The following is a 23,482-nucleotide window of genomic DNA, read 5'->3' on the forward strand; positions in this document are numbered from 1 at the left end:
CACAGAAGTGGCGATACGCGATGACCAACGACGACAAGCTGCTCTCCTACCTCAAGCGGGTCTCCGCGGATCTGCACCAGACCCGGCAGCGGCTGCGCGAGGTGGAGACCGAGGACCAGGAACCGATCGCCATCGTCGGGATGAGCTGCCGCTTCCCCGGCGGGGTCGGCTCCCCGGAGGACCTGTGGCGGCTGGTGCGGGAGGGCACCGACGCCATCGGCGACTTCCCCGACAACCGCGGCTGGGACATCGAGTCGCTGTACGACCCGGACCCCGACGCCACGGGCAAGGGCTATGTGCGGCGCGGTGGCTTCCTGTACGACGCCGGCGACTTCGAGCCCGACTTCTTCGGCATCTCGCCGCGCGAGGCCGTGGCGATGGACCCGCAGCAGCGGCTGCTGCTGGAGGCGTCCTGGGAGGCGCTGGAGCGCGCGGGGATCGCCCCGGACTCGGTGCACGGCGGCCGGGTCGGGGTGTTCGCGGGCACCAACGGCCAGGACTACCGCGACCTGCTGCAGAAGATGGAGCAGGACACCGAGGCGGCCCTGGGCACCGGAGCGCTCGCGGCGGTCATCTCCGGCCGGATCTCCTACACCCTCGGCATCGAGGGCCCCTCGGTCACCATCGACACCGCGTGCTCCTCCGCGCTGGTCGCCCTGCACCTGGCCGTGCAGTCGCTGCGCCAGAAGGAGTGCACGCTGGCGCTCGCGGGCGGCGCCACCGTGATGTCCACCCCGGGTTCCTTCGTCGCCTTCAGCCGGCAGCGCGGTCTCGCCCTCGACGGCCGCTGCAAGTCGTTCGCGGACACCGCGGACGGCACCGGCTGGGGCGAGGGCGTCGGCATGCTGCTGCTGGAGCGGCTGTCGGACGCCCGGCGCCACGGCCATGAGGTGCTGGCGGTCGTGCGGGGCTCGGCCGTCAATCAGGACGGCGCGTCCAATGGTCTGACGGCGCCCAATGGCCCCTCGCAGCAGCGGGTGATCCGTCAGGCGCTGGCGAGCGCACGGCTGTCGACGGGCGATGTGGACATGGTCGAGGCGCATGGCACCGGTACCACGCTGGGCGACCCGATCGAGGCGCAGGCGCTGCTCGCCACCTACGGCCAGGACCGGGACACCGGCCACCCGCTGTGGCTGGGGTCCGTCAAGTCCAACATCGGCCACACCCAGGCAGCCGCCGGTGTGGCCGGTGTCATCAAGATGGTCATGGCGATGCGCCACGGCGTCCTGCCGCGCACACTCCACGTCGACGAGCCGTCCTCCCAGGTGGACTGGACGGCCGGCCAGGTGCGGCTGCTCACCGAGGAGCGGGCATGGCCGGAGCTGGACCGCCCCCGCCGCGCCGCGATCTCCTCCTTCGGCGCCAGTGGCACCAACGCGCACACCATCATCGAGCAGGCACCGGCCGCCGAGCCCGACAAGACCGACGAGACCGCCGAGCCCGCGCCGCCCCGTACCGCCCCGTCGACCGTCCCGTGGCTGGTCTCCGGACGGACCGCCGAAGCGCTGCGCGAGCAGGCCGCCCGGCTGCTCACCGCGGTGGCCGCCGACGACATCGTGGACGTCGGCCACGCGCTCGCGACCACCCGGACCGCCCATCAGTACCGGGCCGTGGTGCTCGGCCGGGACCGCGCACAGCTGCTGAGTGGCCTCGCCGAGGTGGCCGACGGCTCCGGCGGCGCCCCGCGCGGCCGTACGGTCAAGGGGCAGACCGCGTTCCTGTTCACCGGTCAGGGCTCGCAGCGCGCGGGCATGGGCCGGGAGCTGTACGAGGAGTTCCCGGCGTTCGCGCGGGCCTTCGACGCGATCTGCGGCCACGTCGACGAGGGCTTGCGGGAGCTGGTCTTCGGCACCGACCCCGAGCCGCTCAACCGGACCGCCCGCACCCAGACCGCGCTGTTCGCGGTCGAGGTGGCGCTCTACCGGCTCGTCGAGTCCTGGGGGCTCACGCCCGACTTCCTCGCCGGCCACTCCATCGGCGAGCTGGCCGCCGCCCACGTCGCCGGTGTGCTCACCCTGGAGGACGCCTGCCGGCTGGTCGCCGCGCGCGGCCGGCTGATGGGGGCGCTGCCCACCGGCGGTGCGATGGTCGCCGTACGGGCCACCGAGGCCGAGGTGGCCCCGCTGCTGACCGACGGCGTCAGCATCGCCGCCGTCAACGGACCGCGCTCCGTGGTCGTCTCGGGTGACGAGGACGCCGTGGTGGCGCTGGCCGCCGGGTTCGAGAAGACCAAGCGGCTCCCGGTGTCCCATGCCTTCCACTCGCCGCTGATCGAGCCGATGCTCGCCGAGTTCCGTCACGTCGCCGAGAGCATCGGCTACGCGGCGCCCGCCATTCCCGTCGTCTCCAATGTGACCGGCGAGCTCGCCGGGGACGACCTCACCACCCCGGAGTACTGGGTCCGTCACGTCCGCGAGGCGGTCCGCTTCCACGACGGCATCCGCACCCTGGAGGCCGCGGGCGTCACCCGCTACCTCGAACTCGGCCCGGACGCCGTGCTCACCGCGATGGCCCAGGAGTGCCTGGAGTCCGGTGACGCCGTGCTCACAGCGGCCACCCGCCGGGAGCGCGCCGAGACCGAGACCCTGCTGACCGCCGTCGCCCAGCTCCACATCACCGGCCGCTCGCCCGACTGGTCCACCCTGTTCACCGGGGCCGGCCGGATCGACCTGCCCACCACCGCCTTCCAGCGCGAGCGGTTCTGGCCCGAGACCACCGCCACCACCGGCGATGTCACCTCCGCGGGCCTCGACTCCGCCGACCACCCCCTGCTCGGCGCGGCCACCATGCTCGCCGACTCCGACGGTGCGGTCCTCACCGGCCGGCTCGCGGTGCGCACCCACCCCTGGCTCGCCGACCATGTGGTCGGCGACAACGTGGTGGTGCCCGGCACCGCCATGGTCGAGCTCGCCATCCGCGCGGGCGACCAGGTCGGCTGCGGCCACCTGGAGGAACTGGCCCTCGAAGTGCCCCTGGTGCTGCCCCGGGACGACGCCATGCGCGTCCAGGTCACCGTGGGCGTCCCCGGCGCCGCCGGAAGCCGGACCGTCACCGTGTACGCGCGCGCCGAGAACGCGCCCGCCGACCAGCCGTGGACCCTCCACGCGAGCGGACTGCTCAGCGACGCGCCCGCCGAGCCGGGGGAGCGCCTCGCCGAATGGCCCCCGCCCGGGGCCCAGGAACTGCTCGTCGACGGCCTCTACGAGCGCCACGCCGCCTCCGGTCTGCACTACGGCCCCGCCTTCCAGGGCCTGGCCGCCGCCTACAAGAGGGACGATGTGCTCTTCGCCGAGGTCCGGCTGCCCGAGCGGCCCGCCGCCGACGCCGGCCGCTTCGGACTGCACCCCGCGGCCTTCGACGCCGCGCTGCACGCCCTCGCCCTGCTCGGCGACGGCTCGGACGACGAGACCGCGCGGCTGCCCTTCATGTTCGCCGGCGTCTCGCTGCACGCCGTCGGCGCCTCGGTGCTGCGGGTGCGGCTGACCGCGACCGGCACCCACTCCTTCTCGGTCGACCTGGCCGACGCCACCGGCGCGCCCGTCGCCACCGTGGCCTCGCTCGCCTCCCGGCCGCTGACCCGTCTGCGCTCCGCCCGGGACGACTACGCCGACGCCCTGTTCCAGCTGGGCTGGCAGCCCGTACGGCTCGACGACCAAGCCCCCCAGGCCGAGTACCGCACGCTGGTGAGCGTCCCCGGGACCGGCCCCGACGCCGTACGGGCCTCCACCCACGCGGCGCTCGACGCGCTCCAGTCCGACGCCCCCGGCCCCCTCGTCGTGGTCACCCGTGGCGCGGTCCCGGTCGGTGGGGAGGACGTGGCGGACCTCGCGGGCGCCGCCGTCTGGGGCCTGGTGCGCTCGGCCCAGTCGGAGAACCCCGACCGGTTCGTCCTGCTCGACCTCGACGCCGGCACCGATCCCGACATGGTGCTCGCCCCGGTGCTCGCCTCCGGCGAACCGCAGGTCGCGATCCGCGACGGCGCCGCGTACGCCGCCCGGCTGACCCGCGCCGAGACCGCCACCGACCCGGCCGCCGCGCTCGACCCCGAGGGCACCGTGCTGCTCACCGGCGCGACCGGCGGCCTCGGCCCCGTGATCGCCCGGCACCTCGTCCGCGACCTCGGTGTCCGCAGGCTCATGCTGCTCAGCCGGAGCGGCGCCGCCAACGGCCTGGTCGGCGAACTCGCCGAGCTCGGCGCCGAGGCGACCGTCCACGCCTGCGATGTGGCGGACCGCGACGCGCTCGCCGCCGTCCTCGCCGCCGTCCCGGGCGGCCACCCGCTCACCGCCGTCGTCCACGCCGCCGGAACCCTCGACGACGGTGTGGTCGCCTCGCTCACCCCCGAGCGGCTCGACGCCGTACTGCGGCCCAAGGCCGATGGCGCGCTCCACCTGCACGAGCTCACCGCGGGCCAGGACCTGCGGGCGTTCGTGCTGTTCTCGTCGGTCGCCGGTGTGGTCGGCGCGCCCGGCCAGGGCAACTACGCCGCCGCCAACGCCTTCCTCGACGCGCTCGCCGTCCACCGGCGCGCCCAGGGCGCCCCCGCGCTCTCGCTGGCCTGGGGTCCCTGGGCCCCGACCGGCGGCATGACCAGCGGCCTCGACTCCGCCGATCGGGCCAGGATCTCCCGCGGCGGTATGACCGAGCTGTCCGCCGAGGAGGGCGTGGCCCTCTTCGACCTGGCGCGCCGCGCCGCGCTTCCGGCGCTCGCGCCCGTACGCCTCAACCTGTCCGCGCTGCGCGCCCAGGGCGCCGGTCTCGCACCGGTGTTCCGTGCGCTCGCCGGCCGTACGGTCCGCCGCGAGGCCGCCGCCGAGGGCGCCGACGTCTCCTTCGCCGACCGCCTGGCCGGGCTCGGCGACGAGGAGCGGACCGAGGCGCTGCTGCGCGTGGTCCGCGCCCAGGTCGCGATCGTCCTCGGCCACAGCACCCCGGAGGCCATCGACCCCGAACGGGCCTTCAAGGACTTCGGCTTCGACTCGCTGGCCGCCATCGAACTGCGCAACGCGCTCTCCGCCGAAACAGGGCAGCGGCTGCCCGCTACGCTGATCTTTGACTATCCGTCACCGGGCGCGCTGGCCGCCTATCTCGACACCCGGCTCAGCGGCGAGCGCACCGGACCGCGCACGGCCGGCCGCACCACAGCGGTACGCGCCGACGAGCCGCTGGCCATCGTCGGCATGGCCTGCCGCTACCCGGGCGGGGTGCGCACCCCGCAGGACCTGTGGCGGCTGGTCGCCGATGGCACCGACGCCATCTCCACCTTCCCCGAGAACCGCGGCTGGGACATCGACCGCGTCTACGACCCCACCCGCGAGCGGCCCGACACCAGCTATGTGCGGCGGGGCGGGTTTCTGCATGACGCGGGGGAGTTCGACGCGGGGTTCTTCGGGATCAGTCCGCGTGAGGCGTTGTTGATGGATCCGCAGCAGCGGTTGCTGCTGGAGGGTTCGTGGGAGGCGCTGGAGAGCGCGGGGATCGATCCGGTCTCGCTCAAGGGCAGTCGGACCGGTGTGTTCGCCGGGGTGATGTACCACGACTACTTCGGCAGCTTCGGCAGTGGCTCCCTCGTCTCGGGCCGGGTGGCCTACACCCTGGGTCTGGAGGGCCCGACGCTGTCGATCGACACCGCGTGCTCCTCCTCGCTGGTGGCACTCCACCTGGCCGCCCAGTCGCTGCGCCAGGGCGAGACCTCGCTCGCCCTCGTCGGCGGCGTCGCCGTGATGGCCACGCCCGAGACGTTCATCGAGTTCAGCCGCCAGGGCGCGCTCGCGCCCGACGGGGTCTGCCGCGCCTTCGCCACCTCCGCCGGCGGCACCGTATGGGGTGAGGGCGTCGGTATGCTCGTGGTGGAGCGGCTCTCGGACGCCCGCCGCAACGGCCACCAGGTGCTGGCCGTGGTCCGCTCCACCGCCGTCAACCAGGACGGCGCCTCCAACGGCCTGACCGCGCCCAACGGCCCGTCCCAGCAGCGGGTGATCCAGCAGGCGCTGGAGAGCGCCCGGCTGTCCCCGGCCGATGTCGACGTGGTCGAGGCGCACGGCACCGGCACCACACTGGGCGACCCGATCGAGGCGCAGGCGCTGCTCGCCACCTACGGCCAGGACCGGCCCGGGGACACGCCGCTGTGGCTGGGGTCCATCAAGTCGAACATCGGCCACACCCAGGCGGCCGCCGGTGTCGCCGGTGTCATCAAGATGGTCATGGCGATGCGCCATGGCGTCCTCCCGAAGACGCTGCACGTGGACGAGGCGTCGGACCAGGTGGACTGGTCGGCGGGCGCGGTGGAACTGCTCACCGAGGCCCGCGAGTGGCCCGAGCCCGGCCGCCCGCGCCGCGCCGCCGTCTCCTCGTTCGGCATCAGCGGCACCAACGCCCACGCCATCATCGAGCAGCCGCCGCGCACCGCCTCCCCGGCCCGGCCCGACGGGGACGCCCCTACCGAAGTGGCCCTGCCGTGGCTGCTGACCGCGAAGACCCCGGAGGCGCTGCCCGCCCAGGCGGCGCGGCTCCTCTCCCACCTCGACGCACACCCGCGGCTGGACCCCTCCGACATCGGCTTCTCACTGGCCACCACCCGCGCCCACTTCGGCCACCGGGCCGCCCTCGTCCGCGCCGACGGCACCGAACTGCGCGACGCGCTGGCCGCCCTGGCCGCCGGGACCACCGCCCCCGGCATGGCCGAGGGCAGCGCCTCCGGCCAGGTCCGGCCGGTGTTCGTCTTCCCCGGTCAGGGCTCGCAGTGGTCCGGAATGGCCACCGAACTCCTCGACTCCTCACCGGCGTTCGCCGCCCGGATGGCCGAGTGCGCCGCCGCGTGCGCGCCGTTCACCGACTGGGACCTGCTGGCGGAGCTGCGCGGACCGCTCGACCGGGTGGACGTCGTCCAGCCGCTGCTGTGGGCCGTCATGGTGTCCCTCGCGCACACCTGGCGGGAGTACGGGGTGCGCCCCGCCGCGGTGATCGGCCACTCCCAGGGCGAGATCGCGGCGGCGTGCGTCGCCGGCGCCCTCTCGCTGGAGGACGGCGCCCGTGTCGTCACCCTGCGCAGCAAGGCCATCGCCGAGGACCTCTCCGGCGGGGGCGGCATGATGTCGGTCGCCGAGTCGGCGGCACGGATCGAGGAGCGGCTCGCGGCATGGGAGGGCCGCATCTCCCTCGCCGCCGTCAACGGCGCCGGCTCCACGGTGGTCTCCGGTGACGCCGACGCCCTGGACCGGCTCCAGGCGCAGCTGAAGAAGGAGAAGGTCCGGGCCAAGCGGCTGCCGGTGGACTACGCCTCGCACTCCGCCCATGTGGAGTCCATCCGCGAGCGGTTGCTGGACGTCCTGGCCGAGGTCCGCCCGCGCGCCTGCGAGGTGCCCTTCTACTCGACCGTCACCGGCGGCCTCATCGACACCGGGGCGTTGGACGCCGAGTACTGGTACACCAATCTGCGCGGCACCGTGCTCTTCGAGAGGGCCGTCAAGGACGCCATCGGCAACGGCCACACCCTGTTCATCGAGGCCAGCCCGCACCCGGTGCTGACCGTCGGCATCCAGGAGACCGACGACGGCGTGGCCGCCATCGGCTCGCTGCGCCGCGACGACGGCGGCCGGACCCGGTTCGTCACCGCCCTCGGCGAGGCGTTCGCCCACGGGGTGACCGTCGACTGGAACGCCGTGCTCGACGGCCGCACACCACACCAAGTCGATCTGCCGTCCTACGCCTTCCAGCACGAGTGGTACTGGATGGACAGCGCCTCCGGCAGCGGCGATGTGACCTCCGCGGGTCTCGCCCCGACGGACCACTCCCTGCTCAGCGCGGCCATGGTGCGCGCGGACGGCGACGGCGTGGTGCTCACCGGCCGGCTGTCGGCCGGCACCCACCCCTGGCTCGCCGACCATGTGGTGGGCGGGGAGCTGCTGTTCCCCGGCACCGGCTATCTCGAACTGGCGCTGCGCGCCGGTGACCAGGTCGGCTGCGCCCGGGTCGCGGAACTGACCATCGAGGCGCCGCTGGTGCTCCCGGCCCATGGCGCGGTGCAGCTCCAGGTCGTCGTCGGCGAGGCCGAGGACCGGACCCGCCCGGTGACCGTGTACGCACGCCCCGAGAGCCCGGCGGACGACCTCCCCTGGACCCGCCACGCCGACGGTCTGCTCGCCCCCGCGGGCGCCCCGGCGGCGGACACCGGCCTCACGGCGTGGCCGCCCGCGGGGGCCGAGCCGGTCGCGCTGGAGGGGCTGTACGAGGAGCTGGCCGACGTCGGCCTGACGTACGGTCCGATGTTCCAGGGCCTCAAGGCGGCGTGGCGCAGCGGTCAGGACATCTACGCCGAGGTGGCCGTGAGCGGCCAGGTCGACGGATTCGGCCTCCACCCGGCCCTGTCGGACGCCGCGCTGCACACCGTCAGCCTCACCGACACCGCCGTTGACACGGCGCTGCTGCCGTTCGCCTGGTCCGGTGTGCACCTGCACGCGACCGGCGCCACCGAGCTGCGGGTCCTGATGCGGCCCACCGGCCAGGAGGGAACGGTCTCCCTGGCCCTCGCCGACCCGACCGGCGCGCCCGTCGCGACCGTGGACGCGCTCGCGCTGCGGCCGATCTCGACCGAGGCGCTCGCCGCCGCCGCCCGCTCGTCCCGCGCGAGCTCCCTCTACCGGGTGGAGTGGATCGCCGCGCCGGCGCCCGCCGCGCAGAGCGCCGATGCCCCGCGCCTGGAGGTGGTGCGTGCCCCGTCGGGCACGAGCGCCGAGGAGGTACGGGCCGGCGTCGACACCGTCCTCGCCGCGCTGCGCGAGCGGCTCGCCGACGAGGACCTCGCCGACGCGACCCTGGTCGTGGTCGCCGGCGGCGACCCGGCCGGTGCGGCGGCCGGCGGTCTGGTGCGCTCCGCCCAGTCCGAGAACCCCGACCGGATCCTGCTCGTCGAACTCGACGCGGACACCTGCCCCGATGCGCTCTTCGACGAGCAGCTGGCCGCGGCCGTCGCCGTGGGGGAACCGCATGTGGCGCTCCGCGCCGGCGCCGTCCACGTACCCCGGCTCACCAGGACCGAGCCGCCCGCCCAGAACGCACAGGACACCCAGGGCGGTGAGGACGCGGAGGCGCAGGCCGCCTTCGGTGACGGCACCGTCCTGCTGACCGGCGCCACCGGCGCGCTCGGCGGGCTGATCGCCCGTCATCTGGTCACCGACCGGGGCGTCCGCCATCTGCTGCTGCTCAGCCGCCGTGGCGCGGACACCGAGCTCGTCGCCGAACTGACGGAGCTGGGCGCCGAGGTGCACACGGCCGCCTGCGATGTGGCGGACCGCTCGGCCCTCGCCGCCGTCCTCGACGGCATCCCGGCACAGCGGCCGCTGACCGCCGTGGTGCACGCGGCCGGTGTGCTCGCCGACGGTGTGCTCTCCTCGCTCACCCCCGAGCGGCTGGACACCGTCTTCCGCCCCAAGGTGGACGCGGCGTGGCATCTGCACGAGCTCACGGCCGGCCTCGGCCTCAAGGCCTTCGTCCTGTTCTCGTCGGCCGCCGCCACACTCGGATCGCCCGGCCAGGCCAACTACGCCGCCGCCAATGCCTTCCTCGACGCGCTGGCCACACACCGGCGGGCGCTCGGGCTGCCCGCGCACTCCCTGGCGTGGGGTCTGTGGGCACAGGCGAGCGGCATGACCGGCACCCTGGACGACACCGACCGCTCGCGCATCGCCCGCGGCGGTGTCGCACCGCTGGCGACGGAGGAGGGCCTGGCCCTCTTCGACGCGGCCCTGCGCGGCCCCGATCCGGCCGTTCTGCCGGTCAAGCTGGAGACCGCCGGGCTGCGTGCCCAGGGCGACGGGCTCTCCCCGCTGTTCCGCGCGTTGGTCCCCGTACAGCGGCAGAGCGCGTCCGCACGGCCCGCGGGCGGCGCGGACTCGCTGCGCGACCGGCTGGCCGGGATGCTGGACAGCGAGCGCGAGCCGGTCCTGGTGGAGCTCGTCCAGGCGCATGTCGCCACGATCCTCGGCTACCGGTCCGCCGAGGCGGTGGGCAGGCACCTGCCCTTCCGCGACCTCGGCTTCGACTCGCTGGCCGCGGTCGAACTGCGCAACGGCCTCACGGCGGCCACCGGCCTGCGCCTCCCCGCGACGCTGGTGTTCGACCACCCGACCCCGGCCGATCTGGCCGGCTTTCTGCTCGGCGAGCTCGTCGGCCTCAAGGCCGACCGGCGGCCCGTCCCCACGGCCGCCGCGGCCGATGACGACCCCATCGCCATCATCGGCATGAGCTGCCGCTTCCCCGGCGGGGTCACCTCGCCGGAGGACCTGTGGCGGCTGGTGGCCGAGGAGACCGACGCCATCGGCGCGTTCCCGGCCGACCGCGGCTGGGAACTGGACGCGATCTACGACCCGACCCTGGACCGCCCCGGCACCAGCTACACCCGCGAGGGCGGATTCCTCTACGACGCCGCCGACTTCGACGCCGGGTTCTTCGCCATGGACGCCGAGGAGGCGCTGGTCACCGACCCCCAGCAGCGGCTGCTGCTGGAGATCTCCTGGGAGGCTCTGGAGCGCGCCGCCATCGACCCGGCCGCCCTGCGCGGGAGCTCGACCGGTGTGTTCGCGGGCGTCATGTACCATGACTACTTCGGCAGCTTCGGCTCCGGCAGCGTGGTATCCGGCCGGGTGGCCTACACCCTCGGCCTGGAGGGGCCGACCCTGTCGGTGGACACCGCGTGCTCGTCCTCCCTGGTGGCCATGCACCTCGCGGCCCAATCGCTGCGCCAGGGCGACTGCTCGCTGGCGCTCGCCGGCGGTGTGACGGTCATGGCGACCCCCGGCACCTTTGTCGAGTTCAGCCGCCACCGCGGGCTGTCCCGGGACGGCCGGTGCCGTCCGTTCGCCGACTCGGCGAGCGGCACCGGCTTCGGCGAGGGCGCCGGCGTCCTGCTGCTGGAGCGGCTCTCCGACGCCCGCCGCAACGGCCACCGGGTGCTGGCGGTGCTGCGTGGCACCGCGGTCAACCAGGACGGTGCTTCCAACGGCCTCACCGCCCCCAACGGCCCCGCCCAGCAGCGGGTCGTCCGCCGGGCGCTGAGCGCCGCGGGCGTACCCGCCGGTGAGGTCGACGTGGTCGAGGCGCACGGCACCGGCACCACCCTCGGCGACCCGATCGAGGCCCAGGCGCTGATCGCCACGTACGGCGCGGAGCACACCGAGGAGCGCCCGCTGTGGCTCGGCTCCATCAAGTCCAACATCGGCCACGCCCAGGCCGCGGCCGGTGTCGCCGGTGTGATCAAGATGGTGCAGGCCATCCGCAACGGCGTCCTGCCCAGGACCCTGCACGTGGACGAGCCGTCGCGGCATGTGGAGTGGGAGGCCGGCCACGTCCGGCTGCTGACGGAGGCGCGGGAGTGGCCCGCGTACGGCCATCCGCGCCGCGCCGGTGTCTCCTCGTTCGGCATCAGCGGCACCAACGCCCATGTGGTCATCGAGGCCGCCCCGGCGGCCGACGGTCCCGAGGCCGAGCCGAGCGCCCCGGCGCCCGTCACGGCCATCCCGTGGCTGCTGTCCGGCCACAGCCGTGAGGGGCTGCGCGCCCAGGCCGCCCGGCTGCTGGACCATCTGGCGGGCAGCCCGGACACCGATCCGCACCAGGTGGCGGGCGCGCTCGCCACCACGCGGGCCGCGCTCACCCACCGGGCGGCCGTCGTCGGCCGGGACCTGGACGAACTCCTGCGCGCAGTGCGGAGCGTGGCCGACGGCGCCACCTCGCCGGCCGTGACGACGGGCACCGCGACCGTCGGCAAGCTCGCGTTCCTCTTCTCCGGACAGGGGTCGCAGCGCGCCGCCATGGGTGCCGCGCTCGCCGAGGCGTTCCCGGTCTTCGCCCGCGCCTTCGACGAGGTGTGCGGACACCTGGACCCGCTGCTGGACCGGCCGCTGCGGGAGGCGATCGCCTCCGCCGAGCTGCTGGAGCGCACCGAGTACACCCAGCCCGCCCTGTTCGCCGTCGAGGTGTCCCTCTACCGGCTCCTGGAGTCCTGGGGGATCAGGCCCGACCTGCTCGCCGGCCACTCCATCGGCGAGTTCGCCGCCGCCCATGTGGCCGGGGTGTGGTCGCTGGCGGACGCCGCCGCGCTCGTCGCGGCCCGCGGCCGGCTGATGCAGGCGCTGCCCGAGGGCGGTGTCATGGTGGCCGTCAAGGCGACCGAGGACGAGGTCGCGCCGCTGCTGACCGACCGGGTGAGCATCGCCGCGGTCAACGGGCCCGATGCGGTGGTGATCTCGGGTGAGGCCGAGGCCGTACGGGCCATCGTCGGCGGCTTCGAGCGCACCAAGGAACTCGCCGTCAGCCACGCCTTCCACTCCTGCCTCATGGAGCCCGCGCTGGAGGAGTTCCGGCGGATCGCGGAGGGGCTCACCTACCATCCGCTGCGGATCCCCCTGGTCTCCACGCTGACCGGTGAGCAGGCCGCCCCCGACGAGCTGTGCTCGCCCGGGTACTGGGTCCGCCACGCGCGCTTCGCCGTCCGCTTCGCCGACGCCGTACGCGTCCTGGAGGACATGGGCGTCCAGCGGTTCGTCGAGATCGGACCGGGCGGTGTGCTGACCGCCATGGCCGCCGAGTCGCTGCGCGGCGACGCCGCCGTCGTCCCGCTGCTGCGCAAGGACAAGGACGAGCCGGTGGCGGCGCTCACCGCGCTGGCCGCGCTGCACGTCCACGGCGCCGCCGTCGACTGGACGCGGCTGCTGCCGGACGGCGCCGGGGTCGACCTGCCGACCTACGCCTTCCAGCGCACCCGGTACTGGATGGACAGCGACGCCGCGGCCTACGGCGGCTCCGCCGACCATCCGCTGCTCGGCACGGCCGTGGAACTGGCCGGAGCCGACGGGACGCTGTACACCGGCCATCTGTCGCTGCGCGACCACCCGTGGCTCGCGGACCACGCCATCGGCGGCCTCGTGCTGCTGCCCGGTACGGCGTTCGTGGAGATGGCGCTGGCCGCCGGCGCCCGCGTCGGGTGCGGCACGGTCGAGGAACTGACCATCGGCGAGCCGCTGGTGCTCCCCGAGGGCGGCGCCGTACGGCTCCAGTGCACCGTCGGCGAGCCCGACGCCATCGGCGGCCGTGCCTTCCGCGTGTACTCCGCCGCGGCCGACGGCGACCCGTGGACCACCCACGCCACCGGTGTGCTGCGCGAGGCGCCGGTGGCGGTGTCGTACGACCTGAAGGCCTGGCCGCCCGCCGGCGCCACACCGCTCGACCTGGACGGCACCTACGAGCGGCTCGCCGACCTCGGCGCCGGCTACGGGCCGAGGTTCCAGGCGCTGCGCGCGGCCTGGCGCCGGGGCGATGAGGTGTTCGCGGAGGTCGCCGTCGCGCCCGAGGGCGAGATGGCCGGCCTCGGACTGCACCCCGCGCTCTTCGACTCCGCGCTGCACGCCATCGGGTTGCGCGACGGGGTGAAGGAGCGCATGACACTCCCGTTCGCCTGGAGCGGTGTCCACCTGCACGCCGTGGGCGCCACCGCCCTGCGCGTACGGATCGCCCCCCACGGCCCCGAAGCGGTGACCATCGAGGCCACCGACACCGCAGGGACCCCGGTGGTCCGGGTCGAGTCGCTGTCCCTGCGGGAGATCTCCGCCGGCAGGCCGGCCGCCGCCGCGGCCGGCGGACACGACGCGCTGTTCGCCCTTGAGTGGGTCGGCGCGCCGAGCGACACCACACCCTCCGCCGGACGGTGGGCCGTTCTCGGCAGCGGCGGCACGGCGCCGGCCGACGCCCTGACCGCCGAGGTCGCCGAGGTCATCGCGGCCACGGACCTCGACGAGGCCGCGTCCGCGCCCGGGGACACCCTCGACACCGTCGTCCTCGTCCACACGAGTGGCGGCGAGCCCCCGGCGGTCCGCGACGGTCTGCACACGCTGCTGGGCCGGGTGCGGTCCTGGCTGGCCGACGAGCGCTACGAGACCTCCACCCTGACCCTGGTGACCTGTGGCGCGGTCTCCGTCGCGGGCGAGGACATCACCGACCTGGGCGGCGCGGCCGCGTGGGGTCTGCTGCGGTCCGCGCAGTCCGAGCACCCGGGGCGGATCGTCCTGGTCGACATCGACGGGCCCGACGCGTACCGGCTGTTGCCGCGGGCCGTCGCGACCGGCGAGCCCCAGGTGGCGGTGCGCTCCGGCGCCCTCAGCACACCACGGCTCGTCCGGGCCGCGCGGCCCGCGGAGCAGAGCTCCGGCGAGTGGTCCGGACGCGTTCTGATCACCGGCGGAACCGGTGCGCTGGGCCGGGCGGTGGCACGCCATCTGGTCACCGCACACCAGGTGCCGGAGCTGCTGCTGCTCAGCAGGCGCGGCCCGGACGCCCCCGAGGCGGCCGAGCTCACCAGGGAACTCACCGGGCTCGGCGCCGACGTGGCCGTCGTGGCCTGCGACGCGGCGGACCGCGAGGCGCTGGGGCGGGTGCTCGCCGCGTATCCGGTGTCCGCCGTCGTCCACGCGGCCGGTGTGCTCGACGACGCCACCATCACATCGCTGACCCCGGAGAGCATGGACACCGTGCTGCGTCCGAAGGTGGACGCGGCGTGGAACCTCCACGAGCTGACCCGGGACCACAAGCTCACGGCGTTCGTCCTGTTCTCCTCGGCGTCCGGTCTGCTGGGCGGCCCCGGACAGGGCAGCTACGCCGCCGCCAACGCCTACCTCGACGCCCTGGCCGCCCACCGCCGGGCGCAGGGCCTGCCCGCGGCCTCCCTGGCCTGGGGCACCTGGGCGGGTGGTGGCATGGCCGACCGGCTCAGCGACACCGACATCCGGCGGATGGCACAGGCGGGCGTCATCGCGCTCGCCGAGGACGCCGGACTCGCCCTGTTCGACGCCTCGGTCGGCCATGACGAGGCCGTGCTGATGCCCGCCCAGCTGGACCTGGCCGCCATCGGCAGGAGCGGCCGGATCCCGCCGCTGCTGCGCGGTCTGGTCCGGTCCTCGCACCGGGTGGCGCGGGCGGCGTCCACGGCGTCGGCCGCCCTGCGGCGCGATCTGGCCGCCCTCGCGGCCGAGGAGCGGATGCCGATGCTGCTGGACCTGGTCCGTGAACAGGCGGCGCAGGTCCTGGGGATCGAGGAGGTGGACCCGGATCCGGCCTTCACCGACCTGGGCTTCGACTCGCTGACCGCCGTGGAGTTCCGCAACCGCCTCAACGAGGTGACCGGGCTGCGGCTGCCCGCCACCTTGATCTTCGACTACCCGAGCCCGCTGGTGCTGGCCGAGCACCTCGCCACCGGATTGGCACCCGCCGAGCGGTCCGGTTCCGGTGGCGAGGAGGACGCCGTCCGCCGGGCCCTGGTGGCGATACCGCTGGCCAAGCTGCGCGACTCCGGGCTGATGGACAGCCTGCTCGAACTGGCCGGCCTGAGTCCGGGCGCCGACGCCACCGGCGACCGGGGCCCGGACGGGGGCGACGGTGGCGGCGGTCGCGAGTCGATCGACGCCATGGACGCCGAAAGCCTGATCAGCCTGGCTCTCGACGATCTCGTCGGGGATGACGACGCCCTGTGACAAGGAGTGGGAACGTGGCTCAGCCCGAGACGCCGGACACCAGGATGCTCGAAGCGCTCCGCGCTTCGCTCAAGGAGACCGAGCGGCTGCGCGAGCAGAACCGCACACTGACCGCGACCCTGCGCGAGCCGATCGCGATCGTGGGAATGGCCTGCCGCTACCCGGGCGGGGTCCGTTCCCCCGAGGAGCTGTGGGACCTGGTGACCCGGGGCGGGGACGGCATCACGCCGTTCCCCGCCGACCGCGGCTGGGACGAGGACCTCTACGACCCCGAGCGGGGCGCCCCGGGCACGTCCTATACGGCCGAGGGCGGGTTCCTGCATGACGCGGGGGAGTTCGACGCGGGATTCTTCGGGATCAGTCCGCGTGAGGCCTTGTTGATGGATCCGCAGCAGCGGTTGCTGCTGGAGGGTTCGTGGGAGGCGCTGGAGAGCGCGGGGATCGATCCGGTGTCGCTCAAGGGCAGTCGGACCGGTGTGTTCGCCGGGGTGATGTACCACGACTACTTCGGCAGCTTCGGCAGCGGTTCCCTCGTCTCGGGCCGGGTGGCCTACACCCTGGGTCTGGAGGGCCCGACGCTGTCGATCGACACCGCGTGCTCCTCCTCGCTGGTGGCACTCCACCTGGCCGCCCAGTCACTGCGCCAGGGCGACTCCACCCTCGCCCTGGTCGGCGGCGTCTCGGTGATGGCGTCGCCCGGCACCTTCGTGGAGTTCAGCCGCCAGGGCGCGCTGTCCCCGGACGGCCGGTGCCGGTCCTTCTCCCGGGACGCGGACGGCACGGGCTTCGCCGAGGGCGTCGGTGTGCTCGTGGTGGAGCGGCTCTCGGACGCCCGCCGCCATGGCCACCAGGTGCTGGCGGTGGTCCGCGGCTCCGCCGTCAACCAGGACGGCGCGTCCAACGGCCTGACCGCGCCCAACGGCCCGTCCCAGCAACGGGTGATCCGTGCGGCGCTGGCAAGTGCGCGGCTGGCGGCCACCGACGTGGACGTGGTCGAGGCGCATGGCACGGGCACCACGCTGGGCGACCCGATCGAGGCGCAGGCGCTGCTCGCCACCTACGGCCAGGACCGGGATGCCGGCCACCCGCTGTGGCTCGGCTCGGTGAAGTCCAATATCGGCCATACCCAGACCGCGGCGGGTGTGGCCGGGGTCATCAAGATGGTCATGGCGATGCGCCACGGCGTCCTGCCGAAGACGCTGCACGCGGACGAGCCGTCGCAGCAGGTGGACTGGGAGGCGGGCCAGGTGCGGCTGCTCACCGAGGAGCGGGCCTGGCCGGAGCACGGCCGCCCGCGCCGGGCGGGCATCTCCTCGTTCGGGATCAGCGGCACCAACGCGCACACCATCATCGAGGCCGCACCCGCCGAGGAGCCGGAGCCCGATCCGGTGGCGCCGATGCTCATCTGGCCGCTGTCCGCGCGCGGTGGGCAGGCGCTGCCCGCCCAGGGGAGGCGGCTCCGCGCCTTCGCCGAGGACCGGCCCGAGCTCGAAACCACCGCCGTGGCACGGGCGTTGGGTACGCGGCGCGCCGTCTTCGACCACCGCGCGGCCGTCGTCGGCGCCGACCGCGCCGCACTGCTGGCGGGCTTGCGCGCCCTGGCCACCGGGGAGGGGTCGGCCGCGGCGGTCAGCGGCCGGGCGCGCCCGCACACCCGCACGGCCTTCCTGTTCACCGGGCAGGGGGCGCAGCGGCCGGCCATGGGCGCCGAACTGCGCGCCGCCTACTCCGCGTTCGCCGCCGCCTTCGACGAGATCGACACCGCGCTCGGCATCGGACTCTCAGATGTCCTCGCGGGCACCGACGCCGAACTCGTCGACCGGACGCGCTATGCGCAGACCGGTCTCTTCGCCTTCCAGGTGGCCATGTTCCGGCTGCTGGAGTCCTGGGGGCTGCGCCCGGACCACCTCGCCGGACACTCGATCGGCGAGCTGGCCGCCGCCCATGTGGCCGGGGTGCTCACCCTCGAGGACGCCTGCACCCTGGTGGCCGCCCGCGGCCGGCTCATGCAGGCGCTGCCCCCCGGCGGCGCCATGGTGGCCATCCAGGCCACCGAGGACGAGATACGGCCGCACTTGAGCGAGCGCGTGGGCCTGGCCGCCGTCAACGGACCCACCTCGGTGGTGATTTCCGGAGACGCGGCCGAGGCGCTCCGGATCGCCGAGGGCTTTGAGAAGACCAAGCGGCTGAAGGTCTCGCACGCCTTCCACTCCCCGCTGATGGACGGCATGCTCGCGGACTTCCGGGCCGTGGCCGAGGGCGTGACCTTCCATGAGCCGCGCATCCCGCTGGTGTCCAACGTGACCGGCGAGCTCGCCACCGCCGACCTGGTGTGCGACCCCGGCTACTGGGTCCGCCACGTACGGGAGCCGGTCCGGTTCGCCGCCGGGATACGCGCACTGACCGGCGCCGGGGTGAGCCGGTTCGTGGAACTGGGCCCGGACTCGGTGCTGACCGGGATGGCCCAGGAGTGCGCCGACCCGTCGGCCGCCTCGTTCATCCCCCTCGGGCGGCGGCGCGGCCCGGAGACCACCGCCCTGCTGTCCGGTGTCGCACGGCTGTACGTGGACGGTCTGGCCCCCGACTGGCGGGCGATGTTCCCGGGCACCGCACGGGCCCCGCTGCCCACCTACGCCTTCCAGCACCAGCGGTACTGGCTCGATGCCTCGGTCGCGCTGACCATCGGCGCCCCGTCCCTCGCCCTCCCCGAACCGGCCGCGGCCGGTGAGGAACCGCTGCGTGAACGGCTGGCGGCGGCGCCCGGTGCCGAGCGGGAGGCGCTGTTGCTCGATCTGGTCCGCGTTCGGACGGCCGCCCTACTCGGCCACACCGGACCCGACGCGGTCGAGCCGGACGTCCCGTTCCTGGAAGCCGGCATGGACTCGGTGTCCGGGACCGAGCTACGCAACGCGCTGAACGCGGCCACCGGGGCCACCCTGTCGGCCGGTGTCGTCTTCGACCACGGCACCCCGGCCGAACTCGCCGCCCACCTCGGCGACACCCTGCTGCACGGCGGCGGGGAGACGACGGCGCCGGACACGGTCGCGGACCAGGAGTCCATCAGCGGCCTACTGCGCCGCGCCGCCGCCGACGGCCGCATGCCGAAGGGCATCAACCTGCTGAGCGCGGTGGCCGAGATCCTGCCCGGCTTCTCCTCGGCCGCCGAGCTGAAGCGGCCGGCCGATCCGGTGCGGCTCGCCCGGGGCGGGCAGCCGCCCCGGCTGATCTGCCTGCCGTCCCCGATGGCACTCGGCGGAGCCCAGCAGTACGCGCGCTTCGCCTCGTTCTTCCGGGGCCGTCGCGAGGTGAGCGTGCCCGCCGTACCGGGGTTCGGTCCGGACGAGGCGCTGCCGCTGTCGGTCGACGCCGCGGTCGAGGTGCTGGTCGAGGGCGTACGTGGGCTCGCGGGCGAGGACCCCTTCGTGCTGGTCGGCTACTCCTCGGGCGGCCAGTTCGCCCACGCGGTCGCCGAGGTGCTGGAGAAGGCGGGCACCCCGGCCACCGCCGTCGTGCTGCTGGACACCTATCTGCCCGGCGACGACGGCAAGGACGAGCTGTGGCGCCAGATGTTCCAGGGCATGCTGGACCGGGAGTCCTCGTTCGGCAGATTCAGCGCCGCACGGCTCGCGGCCATGAGCCGCTACAGCGATCTCATCGTGGACTGTGTGCCGGGCGCGCTGTCCGCCCCGGTGCTCTTCATCCGCCCCGCCCAGTCGTTCGCCACCGGAGCCGGAACGGACGACTGGCGCGCCACCTGGGCCGGCGACCACGAGCTGCGCGAGGTGCCCGGCAACCACTTCACCATCCTGGAGGAATCGGCCACCGCCACCGCCGAGACGATCGACGCATGGCTGACCCGCCTCGTACCGCATGCCTCCGACGACTCGGCCTGACGGCGCCCCGGGGCGCGGACGCTTCGGCGCTCCGCGCCCGTGGGGGGCCGCGCGCCTCAGCTGCCCGCGGCCCGGAAATGTCCGACCCATGCGTCGAGATCGCAGCGAAGGGTGTCGGGATCGGTGCCCCAGTGCGAGGCGAGGACTTCCGCCGCGCGGGCGGTCTGCCAATTCTGCTGCTGCAGCGTGATCCACATGGTCGTACCCGTCGGCCCGCACCGATGTCGCATTCCCGTACGCGGCGAGAACAATTCCAGGTGCCCGTCCGGCTCGACGCTCGCTATCAGTTCTCGTTCAGCTGGCATGCGACCGTGCTCCTCCACCACTGCCTCGGGTGCTGACCCTTTTCTTTTCAACGAGCTGTCCCCGGCGCCGCGAAACACACATCACCTCAGCAATCCATCGGTTCCTTGCCGCTCAGGCTCGACGCTACCCGATGACACGGTTCAGACAACCGCGCCCGCTGTACTTTGTCCGGTGGTGATCCATTGCCGCCCGGGGGAAGGTTATGCCCCCTTGACGCCGTGGCGAGATCCTGCTGTGGGTCCCCGAGCCCGCGGCCCACCAGCGCGGGGGTGGCGGACATGACGCGGAAGGTAGAGAAAGTTCTACCCCCGATCCGCCAACCAAGCCCAGTGCGGCGGCGCACCGCCGCTTCTACGGTTGTTCTCAACATCGCGTAACGCGTGACTTCTGGTGGGGAGCCTCAGTGCACACACGAGACAACTCTCAGCAGACTGCGGCAGTGAGGCTGGAGTCTGTTGCGAAGATTTACGGCAAGGACGACAACAAGGTCGCCGCGCTGAGGGAATTGACCATGAGTTTCGGCGCCGGCACCTTCACCGCCGTCATGGGCCCGTCGGGATCCGGGAAGAGCACCTTCCTGCACTGCGCCGCCGGCCTGGTCCGGCCGACCTCAGGAGGGGTGCAGGTCGGGGGAGTGAATCTCGCCGATCTCGACGAGGTGCGGCTCACCAAAATGCGCCGTGACCGCATCGGCTTTGTATTCCAGGCGTTCAACCTTCTGCCGGCACTCACGGTTATGCAGAACATCATGCTGCCGCTGCAGCTGGCCAAGAAGAAGCCGGACCGGAATCTGATCTCCCAGGTGGTCCAGCGGGTCGGGCTCGCCGAGCGGCTCGACCATCTGCCCAGCCAGCTCTCCGGCGGCCAGCAGCAGCGCGTGGCCATCGCCCGCGCCCTGGTCACCCGGCCGGCCGTGGTCTTCGCCGATGAACCCACGGGCGCCCTGGACACCCGGACCGCCGCGTCGGTGCTCGCGCTGCTGCGCGAGTCCGTGACCGCCGGCGGACAGACCCTCGTCATGGTCACCCATGACCCGGTGGCCGCCTCGTACGCCGACCGCGTGGTGTTCCTCGCCGACGGCCGGCTCGTCGGCGAACTGCACCGGCCGACCGCCGACGCGGTCGCGGCGCGCATGACCCGCCTCGGCGCCTGGGACGACGAGCCCCAGCAGCCGCACGCCGGTGTGGCGGGAGGGCACTACTGATGTGGGCGCTCGCGTTTCGCACCCTGAAGTTCCGCAAGACGAGCTTCATCGCCACCTTCGTCGCGATGTTCCTCGGCGCCGCGATCGTCATGGCCTGCGGTGGCCTGATGGAGACCGGCGTCCGGATGAACGCCGAGCCGCAACGGCTCGGCCGGGCACCCATCGTGGTGACCGGTCAGCAGAAGGACGGCTCCTCCGCGCTCACCGAGCGCAACCGGATCGACGCCGCCCTGGTGGACCGCGTCGGCGCGGTCCCCGGTGTGCGCAAGGCCATCGGGGATGTGTCGTTCCCGGCCACCGTACTCGCCGATCGCAAGCCGGTCGGTGACGAGTCCGCCTCCTACGGCCACGACTGGGGCAGCGCCCAGCTGACCCCGTACCGCCTCGCCCAGGGCGCGACCCCCGCGCGCCCGGGTGAGGTGGTCCTCGACGCTGAGCTCGCCAAGGACGCGGGAGCGTCCGTCGGCTCACGCGTCGACGTGGCCGTAGGAGGTGCCACCCACAGCTACCGGGTGGCCGGAATCGCGACCCAGCAGGGCGACGCCAACCCGGATGCCGCGCTGTTCTTCTCCGCCGCCGAGGCCAGGCAACTGGCCGGCGCGAACGGCCGGATCGACTCCATCGGCGTCCTGCCGGGGCCGGGCACCGATGTGTCCTCGCTGACCACCGCCGTCACGTCGGCGGTGGACGGTAAGGCCGAGGTCCTCACCGGTGAGCGGCGCGGCCTCGCCGAACTGCCCGGCACCATGGCCAGTCAGCGCACGGTGGTCATCCTGGCGGCCATCTTCGGCAGCTCGATGGTCCTCATCGTGATGTTCGGCGTCGCCTCCACGGTGGGCCTCTCCCTCCAGCAGCGGTCGCGCGAGATGGCCCTGCTGCGGGCGATCGGCACCACCTCCCAGCAGCTCCGCCGGATGATCGTGTGCGAGACCGCCGTGCTGTCGGTGGCGGCCACCGCCCTCGCGATCGCACCCGGTTATCTCATCGGCAAGGCCCTGTTCGGGGTGCTCACCGACAGCGGCGTCGTGGCCTCGGCCATCGTCTTCCACGAGGGCTGGATGCCCATCGCCGTCGGCGCCGCCACCGCGATCGTCGCCGCCGCGGCGGCCACCCGGTTCGCCGGCCGGCGAGCCGCGAGGACCGAACCGGTCGCGGCGCTCGCCGAAAGCGCCACCGACGGCCGCTGGTTCACCGTCCCCCGGCTGCTGCTCGCCCTGTTCTTCATCGTCAACGGCGTCTCCCTGTCCGTCGTCACGGCCACCGTCATGGAGGACGGCCCCACCCTCGCGAGCACCGCGGGCCCGGCCTCCGTCCTCTTCAGCATCGGTGTCGCGATGCTCGCCCCCGGGATCGCCAAGGCCATGGTGGCGGTCCTGCGCCCGCCCATCCGCCTGGTGTCCGGCCTCTCCGGCTACCTCGCCCTCCGCAACGCCATGACGAGCAACGTCCGGATGGCCGGCGCGGTGGCGCCCATCGTGATGCTCATCGCCATCGCCACCGGCACCCTGTACATGCAGTCCACCGAGGACGACGTCTCCGCCCGCAGCTACTCCGAGAACATCCTCTCCGACTACGTCCTCGACTCCCACGCCGGCGGCTTCGCCCCCGGCGTCACCGACGAGGTCCGTCACCGGCCCGGAGTGGCGGCCGCGTCCGAGCTGGTCACCACACGCGGATACGTGGACGGCGCGGACACGGCCCTGCGCGGCGTGTCGGCCGACGGTGTCCGGCAGAACCTGGACGTCCGCCCCGTCTCCGGCTCGCTCGACAAGCTGCGCGGCGACACGGTGGCGCTCTCCGACCAGCAGGCGCAGACGTTCGGCGTGGGGCTCGGCGACAAGCTGCCGGTGGTCCTCGGCGACGGCACCCACGTCAGCCCGAAGGTCGTCGCGCTCTACACCGACAACCCCAAGCAGCGCTATCTGCTGCTGCCCTCGGCCGTGCTCGCCCCGCACACCACCGACGGACTGCCGCAGCAGATCCTGGTGAAGGCCGCGCCCGGCACCGACACCGCCAAGCTGGGGACGGAGCTCACCTCGCTCGCCGCGGGCCGGCCGGGCACCGAGGTGACCGACCGCTCCTCGCTCTCCGGCAGCAACAACCAGATCCAGCAGATCCTGGTCTCGGCGAACTACACGATCGTCGCCATGATCGTCGGATACGCGGCCATCACCGTGGTCAACACCCTGGTGGCGGTAACCCGCAAGCGGCGTACGGAATTCGGGCTCCAGCGGCTGACCGGGGCCACCCGCGCCCAGGTGATGGGCATGCTGACCGTCGAGGGCGCCCTGGTGGCCATCATCGCCACGGTGCTCGGCACCATCGCCTCGGCGATGACCATCGTCCCGTACAGCCTGGTCAAGAACGACTCGCTGCTGCCCTCGGGCTCGATCGGCATCTACCTCGGGATCGTCGGCGGATCGCTGTTGCTGATCTTCGGCGCGACGCTGTACCCCACCTGGCGCGGTATGCGCACCCCGCCCATCGAGACGGTGACGACGGCATGACGGCATGACAGGACCGAGGTTGCCAACGGGCAGCGAACGGTGACCGGTTGTGAG

The 23,482-nt window shown here is 73.7% G+C and carries 5 protein-coding genes; 4 read left to right on the forward strand and 1 reads right to left on the reverse strand.

Annotated elements, in window-relative coordinates; translation table 11 throughout:
- The first annotated feature begins 20 nt into the window (after nt 1-20).
- Both ABZS71_RS21645 and ABZS71_RS21650 read left to right on the forward strand, forming a co-directional pair.
- Nucleotides 21-15,518 carry a type I polyketide synthase gene (locus tag ABZS71_RS21645; protein WP_356212463.1) on the forward strand — a complete coding sequence of 5,166 codons (15,498 nt, stop codon included), beginning with the start codon at nt 21-23 and terminating at the stop codon, nt 15,516-15,518.
- A 14-nt stretch (nt 15,519-15,532) separates the two neighbouring features.
- Nucleotides 15,533-19,411 carry an alpha/beta fold hydrolase gene (locus tag ABZS71_RS21650; RefSeq protein ID WP_356212466.1) on the forward strand — a complete coding sequence of 1,293 codons (3,879 nt, stop codon included), beginning with the start codon at nt 15,533-15,535 and terminating at the stop codon, nt 19,409-19,411.
- A 56-nt stretch (nt 19,412-19,467) separates the two neighbouring features.
- On the opposite strand, the gene ABZS71_RS21655 is transcribed toward ABZS71_RS21650, so the two are convergent.
- Nucleotides 19,468-19,716 (reverse strand): hypothetical protein, encoded by a 249-nt coding sequence (locus tag ABZS71_RS21655; RefSeq protein ID WP_356212469.1) that lies wholly within the window; start codon nt 19,714-19,716, stop codon nt 19,468-19,470.
- Between the two features lie 404 nt (nt 19,717-20,120).
- Here ABZS71_RS21655 and ABZS71_RS21660 point away from each other — a divergent pair, with 404 nt between their 5' ends.
- Together ABZS71_RS21660 and ABZS71_RS21665 are read left to right on the forward strand one after the other, a co-directional pair.
- A complete protein-coding gene (locus ABZS71_RS21660) occupies nt 20,121-20,921 on the forward strand; it encodes an ABC transporter ATP-binding protein (protein WP_356212472.1) in 801 nt (266 codons plus the stop codon).
- Nucleotides 20,921-23,428: an FtsX-like permease family protein gene (locus ABZS71_RS21665; RefSeq protein WP_356212475.1), complete on the forward strand. Its 2,508-nt coding sequence runs from the start codon at nt 20,921-20,923 to the stop codon at nt 23,426-23,428. The genes ABZS71_RS21660 and ABZS71_RS21665 overlap by 1 nt, the downstream gene beginning before the upstream one ends.
- Nucleotides 23,429-23,482: the final 54 nt, after the last annotated feature.

This window comes from Streptomyces sp. NPDC005393, from assembly GCF_040606675.1.
Classification (GTDB): domain Bacteria; phylum Actinomycetota; class Actinomycetes; order Streptomycetales; family Streptomycetaceae; genus Streptomyces.

What these genes read in the sequence shown, in the direction of transcription:
- ABZS71_RS21645 (WP_356212463.1), top strand. Translation starts at nt 21, where the DNA reads ATGACCAACGACGACAAGCTGCTCTCCTACCTCAAGCGGGTCTCCGCG.
- ABZS71_RS21665 (WP_356212475.1), top strand. Translation starts at nt 20,921, where the DNA reads ATGTGGGCGCTCGCGTTTCGCACCCTGAAGTTCCGCAAGACGAGCTTC.
- ABZS71_RS21655 (WP_356212469.1), bottom strand. Translation starts at nt 19,716, where the DNA reads ATGCCAGCTGAACGAGAACTGATAGCGAGCGTCGAGCCGGACGGGCAC.